We start from the raw sequence: 19,004 nt of genomic DNA, 5'->3' as shown, positions 1-19,004 counted from the left end.
CCGTGCGGTCTATACGGCATTGATCATCCCGTCTAGGTCTGCATTGGTGATCATATGAAGATTTGTGGTGATTTTTTCTGGTGACCAGTCCCACCAACTGATTTCCAGCAGTTTAGTGACCGTTTTATCGTCAAACCGTTGTCGAACAGCCTTAGCCGGGTTGCCCACAACAACGGTATAAGGTGGCACGTCTTTGCTCACGACAGCTTTTGCGCCGATGATTGCACCATCTCCGATTTTGACACCCGGCAGAATACACGCATCCCGTCCGATCCAGACGTCGTTCCCGACGACGGTGTCGCCACGGTGTTGTTCGGCCAATTGCGCCACGTCGCCATCTCCCCAACCATTTTGAAATATCGCGAACGGAAAGGTTGAAAAGGAAGAGAGGGGATGGTTTGCCCCATTCATCAAAAATGTACAGCCCGTCGCCAGCGAGCAATATTTCCCGATCACCAGTCGGTCGCCGACAAAGTCATAGTGATAAAGGACATTGCGCGTTTCAAATTCTGTCGCATGTTCCACATCATCATAATAAGTGTAGTCCCCGACCGAAATACTGTCTCGAGTGATGAAATTCTTTAGAAACACCAATTGATCGACGCCGGGCAATGGCGTCGGGTTGTCAGGATCAGGACCATACATGTGAACACCCAAAAAAAAATCGCGCTGTGAAAACAGCGCGATCTTAAACATCAAATCTTTTTGGGTCTATCGAAAACCCTAAGGATTATTTGGCGTCGCCTTCTGGCGATTTTTTCTTAAATGTCGCCAAAATATTGCCAATAATATCCACATCCGCGCCGTGGCGCTTCATGATGAAATATTGCTGACAGATGGACAAGAAGTTGTTCCACGCCCAATAGATCACCAAGCCAGCAGGGAAACCTGCGAGCATGAAGGTAAAGATCACCGGCATCCATGCGAAAATAGCTGCTTGGGTCGCATCAGCTGGTGGAGGGTTCAAACGCATTTGCACGAACATGGTGATACCCATGATCAATGGCCATGCGCCGATTACCAAAAAACCACCAATAAGCGGAAGCGATGTTGGATCAACCGGTATCAATCCAAAAAGATTAAACAGGTTGGTGGGATCGGGCGCAGCCAAATCCTGGATCCAGCCAAAGAACGGTGCATGGCGCATTTCGATGGTAACGAATAGCACTTTATATAATGAAAAGAACACCGGAATTTGAATAAGCACCGGCCAACACCCACTCATTGGGTTGATCTTCTCGCGCTTATACAATTCCATCATGGCCTGTTGTTGGGCCATGCGGTCTTCTTTGTGCCGCTCTTGAATTTCCTTCATTTCAGGCTGAACTTTTTTCATGCCAGCCATAGATGCGTATGATTTATTTGCGAACCAGAAGAACAAGATTTTGATCATCACGGTCACAGCCAGAATAGCCAAACCGAAATTGCCCAAAACTTCGTTCAGAGAGCGAATGACATAGAAAAGAGGTTTGGTGATGAAGTGGAACCAACCCCAATCGATCAGTAATTCTAACCGATCGATGCCCATGCCTCTTTCATACGAATCGATGATGCTCTCAACTTTCGCGCCTGCATAAATAAAGCTTTTATGTTCAGTCGTCGCACCTGCACCAACAACGAGCGGCTCGCGGCCAACATAGCTTGTTTGATAGGTGTCACGAGCATCAGCTTTTTTGTACGAGAAGCGTGCGTTGATTGGGGTGTTTGCTTCAGGAAAAACCGCTGAGGCCCAGTATTTGTCGGTAAAGCCGAGCCAGCCACCGGTGGCCTCATAATCTTTGCGACTATCCTCAACAAGGTCTTTATAGCCCAGTTCAACAAGGTTCGCGTCGCCCAACACACCAATTGGTCCCTCATGCAGAATGAAGAAGCCAGATGTTTGTGGTGTTTCTTGGCGGGTCACATATGAGTAGGGGTAAAGCGCGATGTCGCCGCCAGTGCTGTTTTGAACACTTTGCTTGACCGTGAACAAATAGTTCTCGTCAACCTCAAAGGTGCGCTTGAAAACAAGACCTTCGCCATTGTCAAAACTAAGTGTTACGGGTGCGCTGGCGCTTAAAGTTGGATTTCCTTCAACCGTCCAAACACTATCTGAATTTGGCAATGTTGCGGTGGATCCTGCAGCACCAACCCAACCTTGCTCAGAATAATAAGGTTCAGGTGTGCCTTGGGGTGAAAACAATGTGATGATAGGACTGTCATCTTCAATGGTTTCTTGGTAGCGCTTCAACCGCAGATCATCCAGGCGACCACCTTTTAAGTTGATCGATCCGGTAAGGGCCACGGTGGAAATTTCAACGCGGTCACCAGCAGCGATCACTTCGTCACGCGTACCAACAAGAGAAGCTGAGGATGTTGCAATTGCTGTGCCATCGCTCGCGGTACCTGGCGTTGGTAAATCTGCTGTGGCTTCGCTTTGTGCCTGTTCTGCAGCAACCTGGGCTTGTTGTTGTGTTTTTTCGAGCTGTGGTCCTGCGACAAAAAATTGCCACCCAACCAACACTAAGATCGACAAGCCGATCGCTACGATATAATTGCGGCCTTCACCATTCATGACTTTGCTTTCCGCTCCCCTAAGTCCGCTTTTGATTTGCGCGGACTGTGAATTTTGTCGATCGCTTCACCCAAGCCTTTTTGTAAAAGGCTAAAGGGTTCATGTAGCGCTTCTTTGCGCCCAATCAATACATAGTTATAATTAGGCTGGAATTTTGGTGCCAATTCGTCGCACAAAGCGCGAAGTCGGCGTTTTATGCGGTTGCGCTCCGGCGCGTTCCCAACGCGTTTGGTAACAGTAAACCCGATCCCGGGCTCTCCATCATCACACGTAGTTGCTTGCAGCACAAAGCCGCGCCGGACAGATTTCAGTCCTCGCGCGGCTTGTAAAAACTGCGACCGGTTTTTTAGACGGCGCATTGATCCACCTGCAATGTTTTGACCCAATTTTATCGACCGGGTCACAAAAACAATTTACGCAGACAAACGCTTGCGACCGCGTGCGCGGCGTGCGTTCAAAATTTTGCGGCCGTTTTTTGTTGCCATGCGTGCACGGAAACCGTGACGACGAGTACGCACAAGATTACTTGGCTGAAAGGTACGCTTCATTGCTCAATCACAATGCCGTTCGGGGCACTGCTCCTCTCGAATTAGAATTACATGTATGCCATCAAATGAATTTACGGTACGCCATGCAAAAATGCTGTCGCACCACAATTTTGCGGCCGAGTTGCGCGGTGTATATGCAAAATACGAGGTTAAGTCAATCTCAAAGCCCTGAAAGATCAGTGCATATCATCTTCATTTTTGGCGACATGTCCATCACGCGGAATTGAGCCTGTGTTCACATGCTGTAAAATTCGGGTGAGGCCATAAAGACTTTTCACGTTTTGTCGCTATGTTGCGTCTAAACAACAATAGTATTGTAGAGCACAAATGAAAAATAGTGAGCAACAAAAATCGTCAACAAAAAGCTGGAGCCGTTGGGTGCCACTGGCAATTTTTGGCGTCCTCATAGCGGCAATTGCGTTTTCGGGTGCCTATAAAGTTCTTTCGGTGGAAGCACTTGTTGGCAATTATGAGCAATTGCAGTCTTACATCTCAGACAACTTTTTGCTGGCCATTGCACTCTACGCGTTGATTTACATAACGGCAGTGGCCCTATCATTTCCTGCGGCATGGGTGCTCACAATTGCCGGTGGCATTTTCTTTGGCTGGTGGCTCGCTGGCTTCACAACAATATTCGCTGCATCGATTGGCGCATCGATTCTTTTTTGGATAGCCAGCTCATCCTTGGGCGCTCATTTACGTGAAAGCGCTGGCGGTTTTGTCCAAAAACTTCGCGCCGGGATGCAAGAGGACGCCATCAGCTACATGCTGTTTTTGCGACTTGTTCCAGCGTTTCCGTTTACATTGGTCAATATCGTGCCAGCGATTCTGGGCGTTCCGTTTCGAATTTTCTTCTGGACGACGCTTGCAGGCATAGCACCGGGTACTTTCGCATATTCGTACGCAGGCGAGGGACTCGCCTCGCTGGTTCAAGCACAATCTCGCGCCTTTGCTGACTGTATGGCGGCAAATGGCACCGATTGCGGTATTTCACTTGCGCCAAGCGATCTGATTACCACCGAATTGTTAATCGCATTTTCCGTGCTAGGTTTGGTGTCATTATTACCGATTGTGATTAAGCGACTACGCGCAAATAAAGTTGCCAGTTAACTCAAAGGGCTTTGCATAAATGACTGATTATTTGAAACCCGATCTATGTGTGATCGGCGGCGGTTCTGGCGGGCTTACAGTTGCAGCAGCGGCGGCCCAATTGGGCGCATCTGTTGTGTTGATTGAGCGCGATAAAATGGGCGGCGACTGCCTTAACACCGGCTGCATACCCTCCAAAGCGTTGATCGCTGCCGGTAACAGGGCGCAATTGATGCGCACTGCCCCCGAATTTGGTATTCAGGCCGAAGAGCCAAAGCCCAATTTCGGTCGGGTAAATGATCACGTCAAACAAGTTATTGCAGGCATCGCGCCCAACGATTCGGTCGAACGATTTCGCGGTTTGGGCGTCAATGTCATCGAGGGCGAAGCCAGCTTTGTCGACAAAAAGACCGTTATAGTCGGTGATGAGCTGATCCGGGCGCGCCGATTCGTCATTGCAACTGGCTCACGCCCAATGGTGCCACCGGTACCGGGCCTGTCTGACGTGCCTTATTTAACAAACGAGACGATTTTTGAGCAACGTCGTAAACCGGCTGACCTGATCATCATTGGGGGCGGTCCCATTGGTATGGAGTTAGCACAAGCCCACCAGCGGCTTGGGTGCAATGTTACGGTTCTAGAGATGTTTGAACCGCTGGGCAAAGACGACAAAGAATTTACCGAAATCGCTTTGCGCCATATTCGGCGCGAGGGTGTGGATATTCGTGCCAACACCAAGGTGATTGAAGTCGCGAAGAAAGCAAAAGCCATTTCAGTCAAAGTGGAAACGCCTGCTGGTGAAGTCGAGACAATTGTTGGTACGCATTTGCTGGTCGCTGCCGGGCGTGTACCAAATATTGAAAAACTGAACCTTGGTGCAGCGGAAGTCGAACACTCAAACAAGGGCATAAAAATAGGCGGCGGTCTTAAGACCTCGAACCGACGTATTTATGCAATTGGTGACGTCGCGAGTGGGCTGCAATTCACCCATGTTGCAGGCTATCAAGCAGGTCTAGTGGTGCGCAACGCACTATTCGGTATCCCGGTGAAGCAGAACATCAATATTATCCCCTGGGCAACATACACTGACCCCGCAATTGCTCAAGTTGGCATGAACGAAGATCAAGCCCGTGAAAAATATGGCGATAATTTCAAAATACTGCGTTGGAGCTTTGACGAAAACGACCGAGCGAGAGCCGAACGCCAAACCGACGGGTTGGTAAAAGTGCTAACAGACAAATCCGGGAAAATTTTAGGCGCTGGTGCGGTTGGATTGCATGCGGATGAGTTGATTAACATGTACGCGTTTGCCATTGCGAACGGCCATAAGATTGGCGCATTCACTAAAATGATCTCGCCATATCCGACATTATTTGAAGTGACCAAGCGCGTTAGCTACGAGTTTTATAAGGATAAACTGGACAACCCACTGCTCAAAGGGCTGATGTCACTAAACCGTTTGTTTGGTTGATCAAAATCAGCCTATAGTTGGTGTATGTCTAGTAACGTCAATTCATTCTATAAGCGCGCGCTTTTTGGCCTCTCCGTCAAACTCATTACCATGATCATCGCAATGATTATGATCGTGGAGGTCGTGATATATTTGCCCTCCGTCGCCAATTTCCGCATTCGCTGGCTGGATGATCGGGTTCAAGTGGCTGGTGTTGCCGCGCGGGTTATTGAAACCGTGCCAGACGCGATGGACCTCACCCCAGAAATGATTTCCAACCTGCTTAAATCTGCCCAAGCTGAAGCGCTTGTTGTGCGTATGGGGGGCAAATCACAATTGATCGAGCGCATGGATATGCCAATGCCAATCGCTGTAATCAAGGCAGACACCCGCGAACGTGGCTCTCTTGAGTTGATAAGCGGCGCACTGGACGTCATTTTTAACGGCAGCAACCGAACCATGCGCATCATTGGTACGCCAATTGACGCGCCTGATATTATCGTTGAAGTGTTGATGAGCGAAACAAATCTTCGCGAAGAAATGCTGACCTATTCAAGAAATATTTTCTGGCTTTCTTTGCTGGTCGCGATCGTCACAGCTGCGGTTATCTTCTTCTTCCTAAACCGTCTTTTAGTGCGCCCCATTGGGCGAATGACAGCGAATATGATCGCCTTTCGCAAAACCCCCGAGGATGCGAACTTGATCATCACGCCCTCCAATCGGCGCGATGAAGTTGGCATTGCCGAGCGAGAGCTTGCGATGATGGAAACAGATATTTTTTCCATGTTGCGCCAAAAACAGCATCTAGCGGATCTGGGTTTGGCCGTTGCCAAAATCAATCATGATCTGCGCAACACTTTAAGCGCCGCTCAGCTTCTATCTGATCAGGTGGCAACACTGGAAGACCCCCAAGTGCAACGCCTCGCCCCGCGTCTCGTGACAACGTTGGACCGAGCAATTAACTTCGCGCAGTCTGTGCTTGATTACGGCCGTCAAAAAACGCTTCCACCCAAATTCATGCATGCCGATCTTCGGCTATTGATCGACGAATCGGCGATCGACGCGGGCATTCGCTCGCATCCTTCGATTGAGTTTCAAAATGAAGTCGAAGATGACGTAGTGATTTATGTTGATCCGGACCAAATCGCGCGCGTGTTTATCAATATTTTGAAAAATGCACGCGAAGCACTGGAAGTCTATGACGCGCCGGACGGGCTCAAATCAGTGAGCGTCAAAACCCAGACCCACGCCAATTTTCACCAGATTTTGATCAGCGATAACGGCCCGGGCCTTCCGCGACGAGCTAAAGACAACCTATTTGTCGCCTTCGATGGTTCCGGCAAAGCCGGTGGCACAGGTTTAGGGCTAGTGATTGCCAAAGAAATCACTGAAGCACATGGCGGCAAGCTGAAATATTTGGACAGTGAGCAGGGAACAACATTTTCCATCGATTTGCCGCTAAACCACATATGAACATCGCCCAATTAGATTTTGTACATGAAAATGACATAAAAATAAAAAAGAACTAAATGAGACACTTGCATTCCAAATCAGCCCGGTATATGCCTTTGCCACACCGATGAGGGTAGCAACTACCCATTGTCGAAAATGCACCGGTAGCTCAGCTGGATAGAGTACTTGACTACGAATCAAGGGGTCGGGAGTTCGAATCTTCCCCGGTGCACCATTTCAACATTTGACGTTGAAATTTGACCTAACATCCTGAATGGTAAGGATGTTTTTGGTGTTCGATAACCTTCTTTTCTGCAATAGGCTAAATGTTCGGAAAACGCCAATCTAAGCACCATGCTTTGCAAGTGCGGTTTGCCTGATTCCCAGAGTTTGTAGGGGTTTGCAAGAAAATTGAGTGCGTGTTCGATAAAATCCTCAAACCTGCCTTTTGGAATGGCGCTATTGCCTAGTCTTTCCTGGGCGAGAGACATTTGAAGCTCCAAATCATTGATCTTCTTTTCGTACGCGGTAATGACGGTTGTGTTGGTTGTCGACATAATACGGTCCAATAGATTTTGAATTTGTTTGTCTGTGGCGATGACTTCGGATTTAAGTGATTCCAGTGTTTGCTCGATTTGTTTGCTGCGCTGGTTCCAAATAGATTTGAATGCTGCTCTTGCGAGCTTGAACAGTTCGCGGCTGGGTTTCATGTCCTGCAAAATTTTCACAAACCCATCTTCTATTTGCTGACGAGGAATAGACTTGCGGTAGCTAATGCAACCCTTCGTATCGCATAGGTAGTAGGGATATTTCTTGTTTTTGCCTTTCGACCAGCAGGCGGTATAGGGCTTGTTGCAGTCACTGCAGGCCACAAAACCGCGAAGCGGAAAGTCACTAGAGATGTCTTTTCGCGCAGGGACATATGCTGCTGTTTGGCGTCGTTCCTGTATCTTTTGAAACAGTTCTAAACTCACCAGCCCCTTATGTTGTCCTGGCACATAATTTATGTCCCATCTTGGATGGTGAATGACGCCTGCATAAAGATACCGGTCAAAAATCTCGACGACCCGTTGTTGAGGGACTTCATTACGTTTGTTCTTGGGGAAGATCGGTTGGCTTTCAAGGAAACGCTTCACTTCTGATTGTGAGGCTAATCTGCCTGATGCATAGCCCTCTAGTGCTTCTGTGATAACCGAGGCCATTGGTTCGTCTCTGACGAGGATCTTGCCATGCCCCTTTATATTGTCAAATTTATATCCATAAGGCGCATGAAAACACCAATAACCGTTTTGCATGCGGGCTTTCATCTTTTGAAGCACCTGTCGACCATTTTGCTGACGCTCTAATTCACCTTGTGCAGCGATGATGGTCTCAATGAATTTGCCTTCTGGCGAGTCTTCGAATCTGAAATTGAGACATTCAACGCGAGCGCCGCGCTCTGCAAACATGCGACGCAGCTTAAAGTGGAACTCTGTATCGCGAGCGAAGCGTTTAAGATCGTCGAATATCACCACGTAGTTTTTATCTGGCTGTGCCTTTAGATAGGCGAGCAGTGCAACCATGCCAGGACGTTTTACAAAGTCCCCACCGCCTGACACATCATCAGGGAACACAGCCTCAACCAGATAGCCTTTGTCCCGTGCATAATCACGGCATCTGGATTCTTGCGATTCTAACCCATGACCTTCGACAGCTTGCTTGATGCCTGACACGCGGCAATAAATCAGCGCGCTCAAAGGTTGTTCATCTGTGTTTGTGGTGTTCATTTTGAGCTCCCGTCATTCGATGCGGATGGCTTAGCGTCCGCTGCTTGGCCAAATTGTTGCTTTTCCCGAGAGCTGGATTCTAACATTTTTGGCTGTTCGTTGGAGATAAACGCCAACAAATCCAAATTCTGCCCACAGTCGTCAGGTGCCGCTTGTTGTATTGGATGAATGCCAAGCCCGAGATCAACAAAGGCCGCCATGATGTTCCAGACGGTTTCGATCAGCTCGCGTTTTTGATCGTCAGAAAGATCGCTATCTTCCAAATGATGACCGAACTCTTCCCAATCCATGGAAAGGGACGAGAAGTGGGTTTGCGTCGTGGTGTCCTCAGGTCTTTCCAGACTACTCTTGTTCTCTCGTTCCAAATCTCAAATCCTTTCCAATATTCGCCTTCCTTTGGTTTAGCAAAAGAAGGAGTATGAGGAATATATTCCTATTGAGCAAGTAAAAACGGCGTAATATTCTTGCGTATTTCGCCGCCTTGTTGGTTGATTGCGCAGGACACTATTGCGATTGCTTTAGTGTTTGCTTGCTCTCGTGCTGCCTTGATGCAGCCCGTTGTTCGCGCTCAGCTTCGACCTGCGGCGTATAGAACTCTTTTTCGAGTACCTTGTTGTGCTCGTAAAAGTCTTTGCCTGTGCTTTGGGTGAAGGTTTCTGCCATTTGGCGCTTGGCCCCCGACTGGGTAATGCGCAGCGCTTCTGCAAGCATAACTGACTGATTATCAAGCGCACGAAAGAACGGCATTTTATCGCCATGCTCAATAGCCGCGCCGACATCTTTGGCGTGACTAAGAGCTAGAGCTTTTTGTTCAGGATTTAGGGTTTTTTCGCGGGCCTTTAGATTGTCCAAGGTGACTTTCATGGTTTCGCCATAGCGCTCTTTATATAGCTCACGAACTATTACATTGGCTTTCATTGCGTCGAACTTTTCTGATCGTGCGAGCGCATTGGCATAATCACCAAGCTTGCCTGTGAATTTGCCAACCCGGTGGATTTCACGATGGACAATATCCACGATGGCCAAAGCGTCAGGTCGTTGTGCATGGGAAAGGCTGCGACCTGTTGGGCTATTGAGAGCACGTTGTATGCCCTGCATGTCTTGTTTGTTTGTTGCGATGTTCATTTCATTCTCCTTTGAGTTTTGATTAACGATCACGTCGGCGCGTGTGTTTGATTGGCGAAACGGTGCATTTGCGGCGATCTTGACCGACACGGCGATCAACAGTTTTTGTAAAATCTCTTGTTGGTTTACCCTGCAATTGATTTTGACGATGGCTGCGTGACATCAGTTTGCTTCGCTCTTGATGTTCGAAATTATCAATGCGAGCCAACCGCGATAGGTGGATAGCTTTGACTTCTCGATTGGCTTGGCGCATGAGGTCAGACTTGTGGAAGATGTCATTGCGCGCGTACGGGTGATCAAACTTTTTGTGCAGGGAACCTGCTTTATTCAGTAAGCGTCGGTACGCGACTTCGACACGAGTGGATTTTGATTTGTCGAAATGCCTGATTGCTTTTTCTCGGGCTGCTTTGCAACGCTTTACCAAACTCGCGTGCAGCTCCCATTGGCGACCGGTCAGAATTGATTTCGCTTCACGGCGCAGGCTGGCACGTTCGAAGTCGCGACGAATTTTTTGAGTGATGTTCAAAGCCATTGTGAGCCTTGCTTTCCACCGAAAATTTGCATAGCAAAGCCCGGATTTGGTATGTTTGAACTATGATCATATTCAAGGACATACAGGAGCTTGAGGAACACCTTGAACCGTTGAGCTACGAAGAGTTTTGGTTGCAAATTGATCCAAATGGATTGGATGTTGACTACCGCGCGCATTGCGATCAAGAAATTGCAAACGGCGTTGACAAAGACACAGTTCTGACGTGCATCAAGGCGGCAAAACGGCTTGAGATTATCAGAGCACAAAGGCTTGAGTATCGAGTTGAAATGGAAGAGTTTCTGCTGCATTAACCCCTCCCACTTTTGAAGAACCTGATGCGAGGGCACTTCCCATCCATCGGGTAAATTGTGATATCGCCTTTAGGGTTCCAATATGTGCAGCGCAGATAATGGCGTTTGGCCCATGGATCGTATCCTTGACCATTATCCTTAAAATCATAAGAGGCATTGAGATAGGGCAGGCCAAGGGTGAGGTAGACACCAACAAGCGCTGCCGGAAATATTATCCAGCCAAAATAGCGCAAGAACTTCATGATTGCCCCCACGGTGTCGTGGGTAAAGTTACTTTGCAAATGGGCGGAAGAACGCCTTGTTCAACTGGATTTACGTCCAGTTCCTGCGCATGAGGGAATATGTAATTTTGAAAGCACTTGTCAGTATGAATATAGCCTTTGCCAACATTGATGATTTGCTCAGAGGCAGGCAGGTTGATTAGTTGGTCAGCAGAGAACTTACGTTCCCGCCCAATATTGATGGTGCGAGATAGGTTGAGTTTTCCACCCTGTTCATTCAGGCTATAGCCAACATTATCGACGTCACCAATGGCTTTTGAAAGTCGGTCAGCGGCCTCGTAGTTTCCCACCTTTAAGATTTGTTGGAACGTATTGTCTTCCAAAGTGGCAATGGTCTTTGCACCATATTGGCGTTGCAGATCAGCGAGGCTTTGGGCGATGTACAAAACTTGCAGACCGAACGAACGAAAAACGATGACTTTCTCGATGATTTCCTTGCAAGGCGTTGCTGCAGCTTCGTCAAATATGAGGATCGTCCTGCCGCATTTCCCTGTGAGCTGGTTGTGCAGCACAGCATTGAACACTAGCCCGTAATATGCACCCTGTTGTTGGGCATGAGCCACACTCCCGACAACACAAACAATGTAGTTTTCTTTGAGCAGTTTTTTGACGGTGATGTCACTGGCATAGCCAACCTCGTGTAACGCCGAGCCTTCTTGGAACAGACGTAGAGATGAAAGTATTGCCAGTTTGTGCTGAGAATAGTGCTCAGGATCATTGTCACGCAATTCTTGAATTTGACGTGCGCGCGCTTTAGTGAATTGATTGCCGTCATGACATGCCGCATCAACCGCCATATTAAAAGTTTCGGGATCAGATATTAAAGCAGCTATTCCCCCCAGCGTTAGATTGTCCGCTTGGTTTTCCAGTATCAATAGAGCAGCCAGTTCGCCGATTTCGCGGGGAACGGTTCTGAAATATTTGTTCTTCGGATCGTTTTCCGGCTCCGGAATAACGATGTTGGCAAAGCTCTCCACCATCGACAAAATGTTAGTGTCTTTGCGCTTGTAAGCTTCAACGAGATGATCAAGTGGATTAACGTGCACCGTATGGGGATAGTCTTTGCCCAATTGGTTTGTTGGATCGATGATAGCAAATTTGCGACCATGCTTAATGCACATCGATGCAATTTGTGGTGCGATTTCAGCCTTTACATCATTGATCCATTGGCCGCGTGAATGATCCCGCAGCAAACTTTGAATAGCTGGAACTGTAACTGCCGTACTCTTACCTGAGCCAGCGCCGCCAAGTATCAACCAGCTTGTGGTCGTGTTTGGTTCAAATATCGGTTTGCCGGATTCTTTACTCAACCCGATAATGCGGCGAATCTCGCGGTTCTGTCTTTTGATTTTTGTTATGTTTTTGGGAGTAACGCCCAGGATAGATTTGAGAAGCTTTTTCATTCCATCATCCCATCGTTCTTGAGGTCGTTGTCATCCATGATTTTGGCGTTATGGGCTTGTTTTCCGCGCGCAAGAATTTCTTTGCGCAGGTGGTCATTGTGGTGGACCGTGTGAAACATTTTGATCCCTTGGCCAACGCAGATGAGGGCAGAGAGATACATCACGACAGAAAAAGCATAAAAGGCGTACCAGCGTACATCTGATGGCCACATGAGGTATCCAACGCCTGCCAAAAGCATGCCATAGGCGATCTTAATGTTCGCCTGAATGAGCGGACCTGTGGAGCTATTGAGATCACTCATGATGATCTCCCAATTGTGAGGCATAGAGCGATGAGACAATTTCTTCGCGTTTGCATTGAAGGCTGGAATAACGCCCCCACAAGACGTCACCCAAAGGCGACCCACGTAGATCTCGGGAGAGTAGTTTTAACTGACCAATTTGGCTGGAAAGGAACAATGCAACCGTGGATGCACAAAGAATTGAGACAATCTCGAGCGGGTATAAAAGGTCTGCAAACACGGCTGCATAGCCGACCAATAGGCCGCACAACATTAGTGAGGGTGCGATGAAGGGGCGGCGAACGCTCACAACTGAAAGCGAAGCTAACAAAAAGCTGTCTTTATTCGTCACCACGGCATTTTGCTTGATGTTGATGGTTCCTAAGATCACTGAAACCTCCCCGCACAAGTTGGGGTGTTCAATGCAGCGAATAGCTCGGCCTCTAAGTTTTTGATTTCAGAAGGCACAACAAACCGAAGTGTGCCAGCGTATAACGCCCAAGGAATACGATCCTCAAGCTGGACATTTTTTGCGCATTCGCAAGCAGTCGAAGCATTTGCACCTGCGTTTTTAATACGTTCTTGGTGTTGGTCTTTAAGTCGTTGGTTTTGTGCTTCGATTTGACTCGCAACTGGGTTTTCAAAAAGGAAACCAGCGCTATCGCAGAACTGACGCGCATCGGGACCGGCGAAGAGACCCATCACTCTATTACAATCAATTGACGGCGCAGGTGTTTGAAGATCGAGTGCGTCTTGTGCCGCCAGTTTGACTAGGGACTTTTCGCAACGCGGCAAAAATCCTGATCTTTCAATCGTTCTGCTGCCGATGGTTGGGCCAGTAAAAAACATGGCGATAACCATGTAAAACGCAGCGACTAGAAATAGTCCGCCGTTGATAGGCAAATTATTTGGGTCAAACATTATGAGTTCTCCCTAGAGATGACGTTTTTTAGGCCGTTACCAAAGCGGCAATGGGTGCGTGCAATATTCGAAAGGCCGCTTGCGTCCACGCCGAGTTGGGTCAAACCTGCATTGGTGATGTTTTTAAGATCGGCAAAATCAGGTGCGCTTAGCCCAGTTTTTGAGCCAAGGTCGATTTTGGTTGAAATGCCGCCATTATCAAAAGTGGTGTAACACCACTGATTTTTGACCTTGCCGTCGATAAGATCGTTGGCTGTGGCAAACGTCGTGCCTGTTGTGATCAACAAAATGACATGCGTGCCAAACCATTTTTCATTTTGAAAAAAAGAAATGTCCTTTGCTTCACTCAACGCATTTGCCAATTGTTCGGTGGCAGGTGTTTTACCTTTTTTAGGTTTAAGATCTTCGTCCGTGACCCAATCGCCAAACCAAGCGTGTTTGATTTGCTCAACCCGGACCCGGGCATGATGGTGTGGCGCATCCCAAAGAATGATGCTGGCAAAGGTCATAAGAACGATGGCGAGAATGGAAGTGATCGAGAAGACCTGCGCTACGCGATATAGCGCAGATCGTTTCGTGGCTTCCTTATATTTAGGAGCCTGTGTCATTAGCCATTCATCCCATCGTGAGAAACGCCATTTGGTTTAGATTTTGGCGGACGCCCAACTTTGCGGGGTACAGGCTGTTCATTTTTGGCAACGGAGAACGAGTTTGATTTGGGCGCAGGTTTGTGCCGCGCCTGCAAATTTTTACGAAACTCATCAACGTCATCGCGACGTTTTGCCGACGGCGTGGCACCATGCTCTGTATGGATCACCCAACAAAGGCGCGCGTACGTCACTAAAAACAACATCAGCGGCAACCCCACTTCCGCGCCGTACACCACTGCTGCAAATGGCCAATAATAGGAAATGTAGCTTAGTACATCAGCCAGTGACGCAGGCTTGGGAAATGCTGCAAAGTGAGCTGTTTCCTCTTCGATGCTTTCTAGGACGCGCTGTAATGCTTTGCCGTGGCCGTTCAAAACCATATCAACATTACGAGATGCAGTTGGACGACCAGTAAGCTCTACTTTTCCTTGTAGTTCGTTGGCGTAGGCAAACAAAAGACTTTTAGGGATTGCATTGTCTAGCGTTGCGCCTTCGGTTACGATTTGAGAATATATTTTTTGCAGGGCGCTGCGTTTTTTGCGAAAGCTCAATTCATCAATATCAAGAGTACCCTGATATTCGCCCAGTAGCTCATTCATACGTTCTAGGGATTCTTGGCGTGCGATTTCCCCGTCGGCTAAAATGTCAGAGATATTTTGTGCCCTGGCGCTTTTTTCCACCAAAAGACGCGTGATTGGTCCGATGCCCGGTAAGCCGCTTTCGGACAAGCAGGCGGACAGCCGTTCGCATTCTACCTTTGCAGTTAGGTCACTCGTAATGGCAGATAAAACCGGAACCGCTTGTGTGGCATTAATTGCACTATTGTTTTTCGTGGCAACGGTTTCAGCAGTGCTGGCGTGATGTTCCTGTAGTTGGATTATACCAACTGTATCCTTGACATTGCCGGTGATCGTAGCGCTTGAGATAGCAAACCCAATGGCTATTATCCCAACGATGCTGAGCAGCCGCACGCTCTTAAAGTTTAAGGCGCTGAGTTCAGCGCCTCGTGTCACCGCGAGATGATTTAAGGTGAACCCGCATACGACTGCGACGAGTGAAATCGCCAAGCTTGTGAACAGGGAAAGTGCGTCACTGCCACCAAGCATTTTTGACATGGCACTCCATAATAGGAAGAACTGCGCCAATGCCAAAAACCAAAGTAATAATGTTTTGAAATCGATGCCTGGCTTGTTTGGAAGGACGTAGTGCCAATCGTATTTTTCGCTTTGCGAATTTGTGTTTTGGTTTCTTTCATCACTCATGTTTCGTGCTCCATTCTATAAAAGAGCAGGCAAATTGAGGCTGCAAAAACGCGCAGTTATCCCTTTGCCGAAATCGCATGTTGTGCGATCAGCTCTCTATTGTTTAAAATCTGAAAGTGGTGGCTGATGCGAATTTTTCGCGCCAGTTTTGTCAAGGGGTATTAGCTAAAGCCATATCTGACCTTGCCCGCGACACAACGAGCAATCATACCCGCTGTATCCGCGATTTATGACTTCCCAGCCGTCACATAGTGGGCACCGCGCAGCAGGACAGGGATAAAAGCAAGGAACTGGCGTAATTTCCAAGTCCGTGATAGTTTGTAAGTCAACAAAATGCCAAGTGCTAAAATTGGATTGCAATATTATATCTCCTTTGTTTGTGTCTTCGTCGATGCAAAATCATGATACCTTGGTTCAAATGATTTTGCGGGAGACGTTCGGGAGATTTTGACGTTGGACATGTTCCAACGGCCACCAAGTTGCAGCTAAACAACTAAGTGGAACATGCAAAAAGAAATCGTTTTGAAAAACCGCTACGATTGGCCATACCGGTTAGCTGTTTGGCGTCGATGTCGCGAAATTGTGGCAAAAAAACGTCTTTCCGCTGATACGTTTTATACCAATGAAATAATGCCAAAGATCGAAGATAACATCGACCTTATTAAAGCGGAGTTCGATCCAAACTACCGGTTCGAATGGCATGTGGATAATGAGCTGCGAATAGTCAGTGATTTCTTGATGGAAGGGGATACTCGAAAATTTGGATTGAAGCGGTTTCACATGTTTGATGCGTATGTTCAAATCGCATCCCCAAAGTTCGTAACTCTTACGAACGGCAAGGAAGATTTGGACAAAATGGGCGAGATTGTTGGGCATTTCCTTCGCGATCCGAGTATGGGGGAACTCAGTTATCTCTTAGCGCAGGCCAAGCAAAAGCTTTTGCATTTTTTCTCCTACGACAACGTAGATACGTTGGGGGCATATGATGAAACTGAACGATATCTATGTCTGTTTGTAGGAGAAACTCCTGATTATCTTTTCGCTCTCGACTTTGCCTATGTTGAGAGTGATATCGTGCCACTATATGATGAGAAACTCCGCCTATATTATGGGTTTTGTGCGCCCGGCGAAGATTTTTCACCAATTGTAATGAGGTCTTATTGTTTGAGAGAACGTCTAGCAGGTCTATTGTACACGAAATCAAGCCTGATTGACTTAAGTAGCGCGTCACTAAATGACTTAACTTTTGAAGTTTTCACCACCGATCAGTCTTTTCATGGCAGTAAAAAAGAGGCGGAAAAAGAAGAAAGTCCAGCAATGCAAGCGGCTTCAAAAGCACTTCAATTAGTAAAAGGTGTAAAATTGGGACGAAATCTAACAAAAATACATGAAGATAGCGATTTATACACTTCTATGAATAGTAGAGTGCAGAAATTTATAGTTGATTTTTTGTAAAAAATGAAGTATATTTATGTCTATAATTAAATTATATTTAAACAAAAACTTGGATGATCTAAAGAAAAAATTTATACGCGAAGCCATCAAAGGCGACAACGAAGCGGCGAAGAAAATTATCGCCGCGGATGAAAGTGTTGTGAATTATCAAGATGAAAAATCTGGCATCACTGGATTGATGATATTTGTGTCAGACGGATGTGGCAGTATGGTCGATCATATATGTAATTTACCAGGGGCCGATGTTACTCTAGAGGATCACTTTGGTAGATCGGCAGGTTTAATGGCAATTGCTGTGGGGCGTTCAGACATTGGGAAGCGGATAGACGAACGCATCACCCAGGACATATTGAGTTTTGATCCCAATTTCTTCAACAGGGCGGCTGCGTTAGCGGGTAAAGATAAAGCTACTAACATCGTGAGATTGTTTGCTAATCCCAAGGGCGAGTCTGATCCGAGTCCTTGACTATCTCGCCCACAGCATCGATGTGCCGCTCCAGATTTCTCGCTGAAGCAGACCCCTTGTTGTCTGTTTGGTCTTTTTTCCGCATCTGCGAAGAAAATGCATAATCATAAGCGTAGCGGTTTAGACCAATCTCCTCTGAAATCTCGCGCATGCGTTTGTTCTCTTTTGCAAGGGGGAATCGCATTGTCCGCGCCTTTAACGTTCTGTGCTTTATGTTCAAATCCTCTCTCGACAATTTTTCAATAAGGTCAGTTATTTCACCCATCTCATGACCGATGTTTCTAATTTGTACGTCAATAACCTTTTCAAGGTACTCAAAATCAAAGGGTTTTTCGTTCTTGGAGATGTAGTAAACAAAAAGAGCCGATCTAACGATATTCAATTGTGCCACAAGCCCCATTCTTTTAAGTCCTCTGATTAACTGTATACCAGTTAGGAGGTTCCCAAATACACCTTTTCGTCTAGTGCTCTCCACTATCCCAAGGCGTTTTGTGGTTGCATAAATGGCATCTGATTTAGTACCAAATGCAATAAATGAAGGCGCGGATACTACTGACCAGTCACCCGAACGGCATTTCGTTCTCAATTGATCAGGCGCTATGAATTGATGGCCAAACACGAATTTGGAAAGTGCAGGAATTGTATCTTCGTCGTTTGATTTGAGGTATTCGGCTAGAGCAGTATAATAATTGATACCTGATAGATTTGCCTTAGCAGAACTGCCAAATTTCATGTCAGAACTGTGTAGCATATACAAATCGTCAATTTGCGAGTCTCCCCCATGAAATATCAGCGTGCCAGTGTTAGCCAACGCGCCCAGTGTGCTGTTATTGAATGCGTAAAACAGTTTTTCAAAAAATTTGAACTCGACTGGCACGCCGACTGGTCCGCGATTCAGCCGGACGTATTTTCCTGAATTGCTGCCTGGAAGAATGGCATAAACGCCTTTGTCGATACCCATAGGGTCGTTGCGGGTAGTGATAAGGTACTGTGCTTGAAACACATCAAACATAATTGCTTTCTCAAAAATTCTTAAACTAAACCAAGACAAGATTACTTGCTCGATTCAAAACGCGCAATGCTGTCCCGACAAGCACTAATTCTTCAATTATCTCCTCATCAAGGCGAACCGAACCAACGGAATTTTATCGGCCCAAATGGATGACAATCCTATGACAGAAGAACAGCTGAGGCGGCAAAGGCATTGCCGCCACTTAATATTATGCCCGGCACACAGGACACGGAAACCCAAGACCAGCTTACATCAACGCAAATTCACCTGATCCAATAGCTTAAATCCTCCGGCCCGCTCCATTCGCCGCACAAGTGCGCCTCCCGTGTAGTCGGATCATCTGCAAGCAGATGCCGCAAGCGGTGAAGCTTTGGGGCGTTTTGCTTCTGACCGAACGACCAAATCACGCGGCTTAGGGAAGCCTTGTGACTTTTAAGGTGGTCGCT

21 protein-coding genes and 1 tRNA gene are annotated in these 19,004 nt (G+C 47.2%); 7 read left to right on the top strand and 15 right to left on the bottom strand.

The window, feature by feature from the left end; genetic code table 11:
* Positions 1–9 precede the first annotated feature (9 nt).
* The 4 genes from ACSHWX_RS02885 to rpmH form a co-directional block, all read right to left on the bottom strand.
* Positions 10–645, bottom strand: a complete 636-nt coding sequence (locus ACSHWX_RS02885) for a CatB-related O-acetyltransferase (protein WP_435666680.1) — start codon at positions 643–645, stop codon at positions 10–12.
* Between the two features lie 85 nt (positions 646–730).
* Positions 731–2,554, bottom strand: coding sequence for a membrane protein insertase YidC (gene yidC / locus ACSHWX_RS02880; protein ID WP_435666679.1), 1,824 nt, complete (start codon positions 2,552–2,554; stop codon positions 731–733).
* Complete coding sequence (gene rnpA, locus ACSHWX_RS02875; protein WP_435666678.1) at positions 2,551–2,913, bottom strand: ribonuclease P protein component; 363 nt, start codon at positions 2,911–2,913, stop codon at positions 2,551–2,553. Before rnpA ends, yidC begins: the two co-directional genes overlap by 4 nt.
* A 54-nt stretch (positions 2,914–2,967) precedes the next feature.
* Positions 2,968–3,102, bottom strand: coding sequence for a 50S ribosomal protein L34 (gene rpmH / locus ACSHWX_RS02870; RefSeq protein WP_084633949.1), 135 nt, complete (start codon positions 3,100–3,102; stop codon positions 2,968–2,970).
* A 327-nt stretch (positions 3,103–3,429) separates the two neighbouring features.
* Here rpmH and ACSHWX_RS02865 point away from each other — a divergent pair, with 327 nt between their 5' ends.
* From ACSHWX_RS02865 to ACSHWX_RS02850, 4 genes are all read left to right on the top strand, one after another.
* Complete coding sequence (locus ACSHWX_RS02865; RefSeq protein ID WP_435666677.1) at positions 3,430–4,212, top strand: TVP38/TMEM64 family protein; 783 nt, start codon at positions 3,430–3,432, stop codon at positions 4,210–4,212.
* A gap of 19 nt (positions 4,213–4,231) precedes the next feature.
* Positions 4,232–5,662 carry a dihydrolipoyl dehydrogenase family protein gene (locus ACSHWX_RS02860; protein WP_435666676.1) on the top strand — a complete coding sequence of 477 codons (1,431 nt, stop codon included), beginning with the start codon at positions 4,232–4,234 and terminating at the stop codon, positions 5,660–5,662.
* A 24-nt stretch (positions 5,663–5,686) separates the two neighbouring features.
* On the top strand, positions 5,687–7,114 hold the full coding sequence (locus ACSHWX_RS02855) for a sensor histidine kinase (protein ID WP_435666675.1): 1,428 nt from the start codon (positions 5,687–5,689) through the stop codon (positions 7,112–7,114).
* A 137-nt stretch (positions 7,115–7,251) separates the two neighbouring features.
* A tRNA-Arg gene (locus tag ACSHWX_RS02850) sits at positions 7,252–7,328 on the top strand.
* Here ACSHWX_RS02850 and ACSHWX_RS02845 read toward each other — a convergent pair.
* The 4 genes from ACSHWX_RS02845 to ACSHWX_RS02830 form a co-directional block, all read right to left on the bottom strand.
* Positions 7,291–8,859 carry a recombinase family protein gene (locus ACSHWX_RS02845; RefSeq protein ID WP_435666674.1) on the bottom strand — a complete coding sequence of 523 codons (1,569 nt, stop codon included), beginning with the start codon at positions 8,857–8,859 and terminating at the stop codon, positions 7,291–7,293. The genes ACSHWX_RS02850 and ACSHWX_RS02845 overlap by 38 nt on opposite strands.
* A complete protein-coding gene (locus ACSHWX_RS02840) occupies positions 8,856–9,224 on the bottom strand; it encodes a hypothetical protein (RefSeq protein ID WP_435666673.1) in 369 nt (122 codons plus the stop codon). The genes ACSHWX_RS02845 and ACSHWX_RS02840 overlap by 4 nt, the downstream gene beginning before the upstream one ends.
* Positions 9,225–9,363: 139 nt before the next feature.
* Positions 9,364–9,984 (bottom strand): hypothetical protein, encoded by a 621-nt coding sequence (locus ACSHWX_RS02835; RefSeq protein WP_435666672.1) that lies wholly within the window; start codon positions 9,982–9,984, stop codon positions 9,364–9,366.
* A 22-nt stretch (positions 9,985–10,006) separates the two neighbouring features.
* Positions 10,007–10,516 (bottom strand): hypothetical protein, encoded by a 510-nt coding sequence (locus tag ACSHWX_RS02830; protein ID WP_435666671.1) that lies wholly within the window; start codon positions 10,514–10,516, stop codon positions 10,007–10,009.
* A 62-nt stretch (positions 10,517–10,578) separates the two neighbouring features.
* Here ACSHWX_RS02830 and ACSHWX_RS02825 point away from each other — a divergent pair, with 62 nt between their 5' ends.
* Positions 10,579–10,827 (top strand): hypothetical protein, encoded by a 249-nt coding sequence (locus ACSHWX_RS02825; protein ID WP_435666670.1) that lies wholly within the window; start codon positions 10,579–10,581, stop codon positions 10,825–10,827.
* 238 nt (positions 10,828–11,065) lie between these two features.
* Here ACSHWX_RS02825 and ACSHWX_RS02820 read toward each other — a convergent pair whose 3' ends face one another.
* The 6 genes from ACSHWX_RS02820 to ACSHWX_RS02795 are packed head-to-tail and all read right to left on the bottom strand — an operon-like array spanning position 11,066 to position 15,625.
* The gene (locus ACSHWX_RS02820; protein WP_435666669.1) at positions 11,066–12,511 is read right to left on the bottom strand and encodes a type IV secretory system conjugative DNA transfer family protein; all 1,446 of its coding nucleotides are present in this window, start codon (positions 12,509–12,511) and stop codon (positions 11,066–11,068) included.
* The gene (locus ACSHWX_RS02815; protein WP_435666668.1) at positions 12,508–12,813 is read right to left on the bottom strand and encodes a hypothetical protein; all 306 of its coding nucleotides are present in this window, start codon (positions 12,811–12,813) and stop codon (positions 12,508–12,510) included. Before ACSHWX_RS02815 ends, ACSHWX_RS02820 begins: the two co-directional genes overlap by 4 nt.
* Positions 12,806–13,183, bottom strand: a complete 378-nt coding sequence (locus tag ACSHWX_RS02810; protein ID WP_435666667.1) for a hypothetical protein — start codon at positions 13,181–13,183, stop codon at positions 12,806–12,808. The genes ACSHWX_RS02815 and ACSHWX_RS02810 overlap by 8 nt, the downstream gene beginning before the upstream one ends.
* Entirely contained in the window at positions 13,180–13,713 is a 534-nt protein-coding gene (locus tag ACSHWX_RS02805; RefSeq protein WP_435666666.1) for a hypothetical protein, read from the bottom strand. Before ACSHWX_RS02805 ends, ACSHWX_RS02810 begins: the two co-directional genes overlap by 4 nt.
* Complete coding sequence (locus tag ACSHWX_RS02800; RefSeq protein WP_435666665.1) at positions 13,713–14,321, bottom strand: hypothetical protein; 609 nt, start codon at positions 14,319–14,321, stop codon at positions 13,713–13,715. The genes ACSHWX_RS02805 and ACSHWX_RS02800 overlap by 1 nt, the downstream gene beginning before the upstream one ends.
* Positions 14,321–15,625, bottom strand: a complete 1,305-nt coding sequence (locus tag ACSHWX_RS02795; RefSeq protein ID WP_435666664.1) for a hypothetical protein — start codon at positions 15,623–15,625, stop codon at positions 14,321–14,323. The genes ACSHWX_RS02800 and ACSHWX_RS02795 overlap by 1 nt, the downstream gene beginning before the upstream one ends.
* Positions 15,626–16,129: 504 nt before the next feature.
* Between ACSHWX_RS02795 and ACSHWX_RS02790 the strand changes: the two genes are divergently transcribed.
* Both ACSHWX_RS02790 and ACSHWX_RS02785 read left to right on the top strand, forming a co-directional pair.
* Positions 16,130–17,080, top strand: a complete 951-nt coding sequence (locus ACSHWX_RS02790) for a hypothetical protein (protein ID WP_435666663.1) — start codon at positions 16,130–16,132, stop codon at positions 17,078–17,080.
* A gap of 16 nt (positions 17,081–17,096) precedes the next feature.
* Positions 17,097–17,546 carry a hypothetical protein gene (locus ACSHWX_RS02785; protein ID WP_435666662.1) on the top strand — a complete coding sequence of 150 codons (450 nt, stop codon included), beginning with the start codon at positions 17,097–17,099 and terminating at the stop codon, positions 17,544–17,546.
* Here the strand turns inward: ACSHWX_RS02785 and ACSHWX_RS02780 are convergent.
* A complete protein-coding gene (locus tag ACSHWX_RS02780) occupies positions 17,512–18,597 on the bottom strand; it encodes a YqgE/AlgH family protein (RefSeq protein WP_435666661.1) in 1,086 nt (361 codons plus the stop codon). The genes ACSHWX_RS02785 and ACSHWX_RS02780 overlap by 35 nt on opposite strands.
* Positions 18,598–19,004 lie beyond the last annotated feature (407 nt).

It is taken from the genome of Maritalea sp. (assembly GCF_051251695.1).
Taxonomy (GTDB): Bacteria; Pseudomonadota; Alphaproteobacteria; order Rhizobiales; family Devosiaceae; genus Maritalea.
The sequence above is the reverse complement of the archived record's forward strand: the minus strand, read 5'-3'. Positions and strand labels throughout refer to the sequence as shown.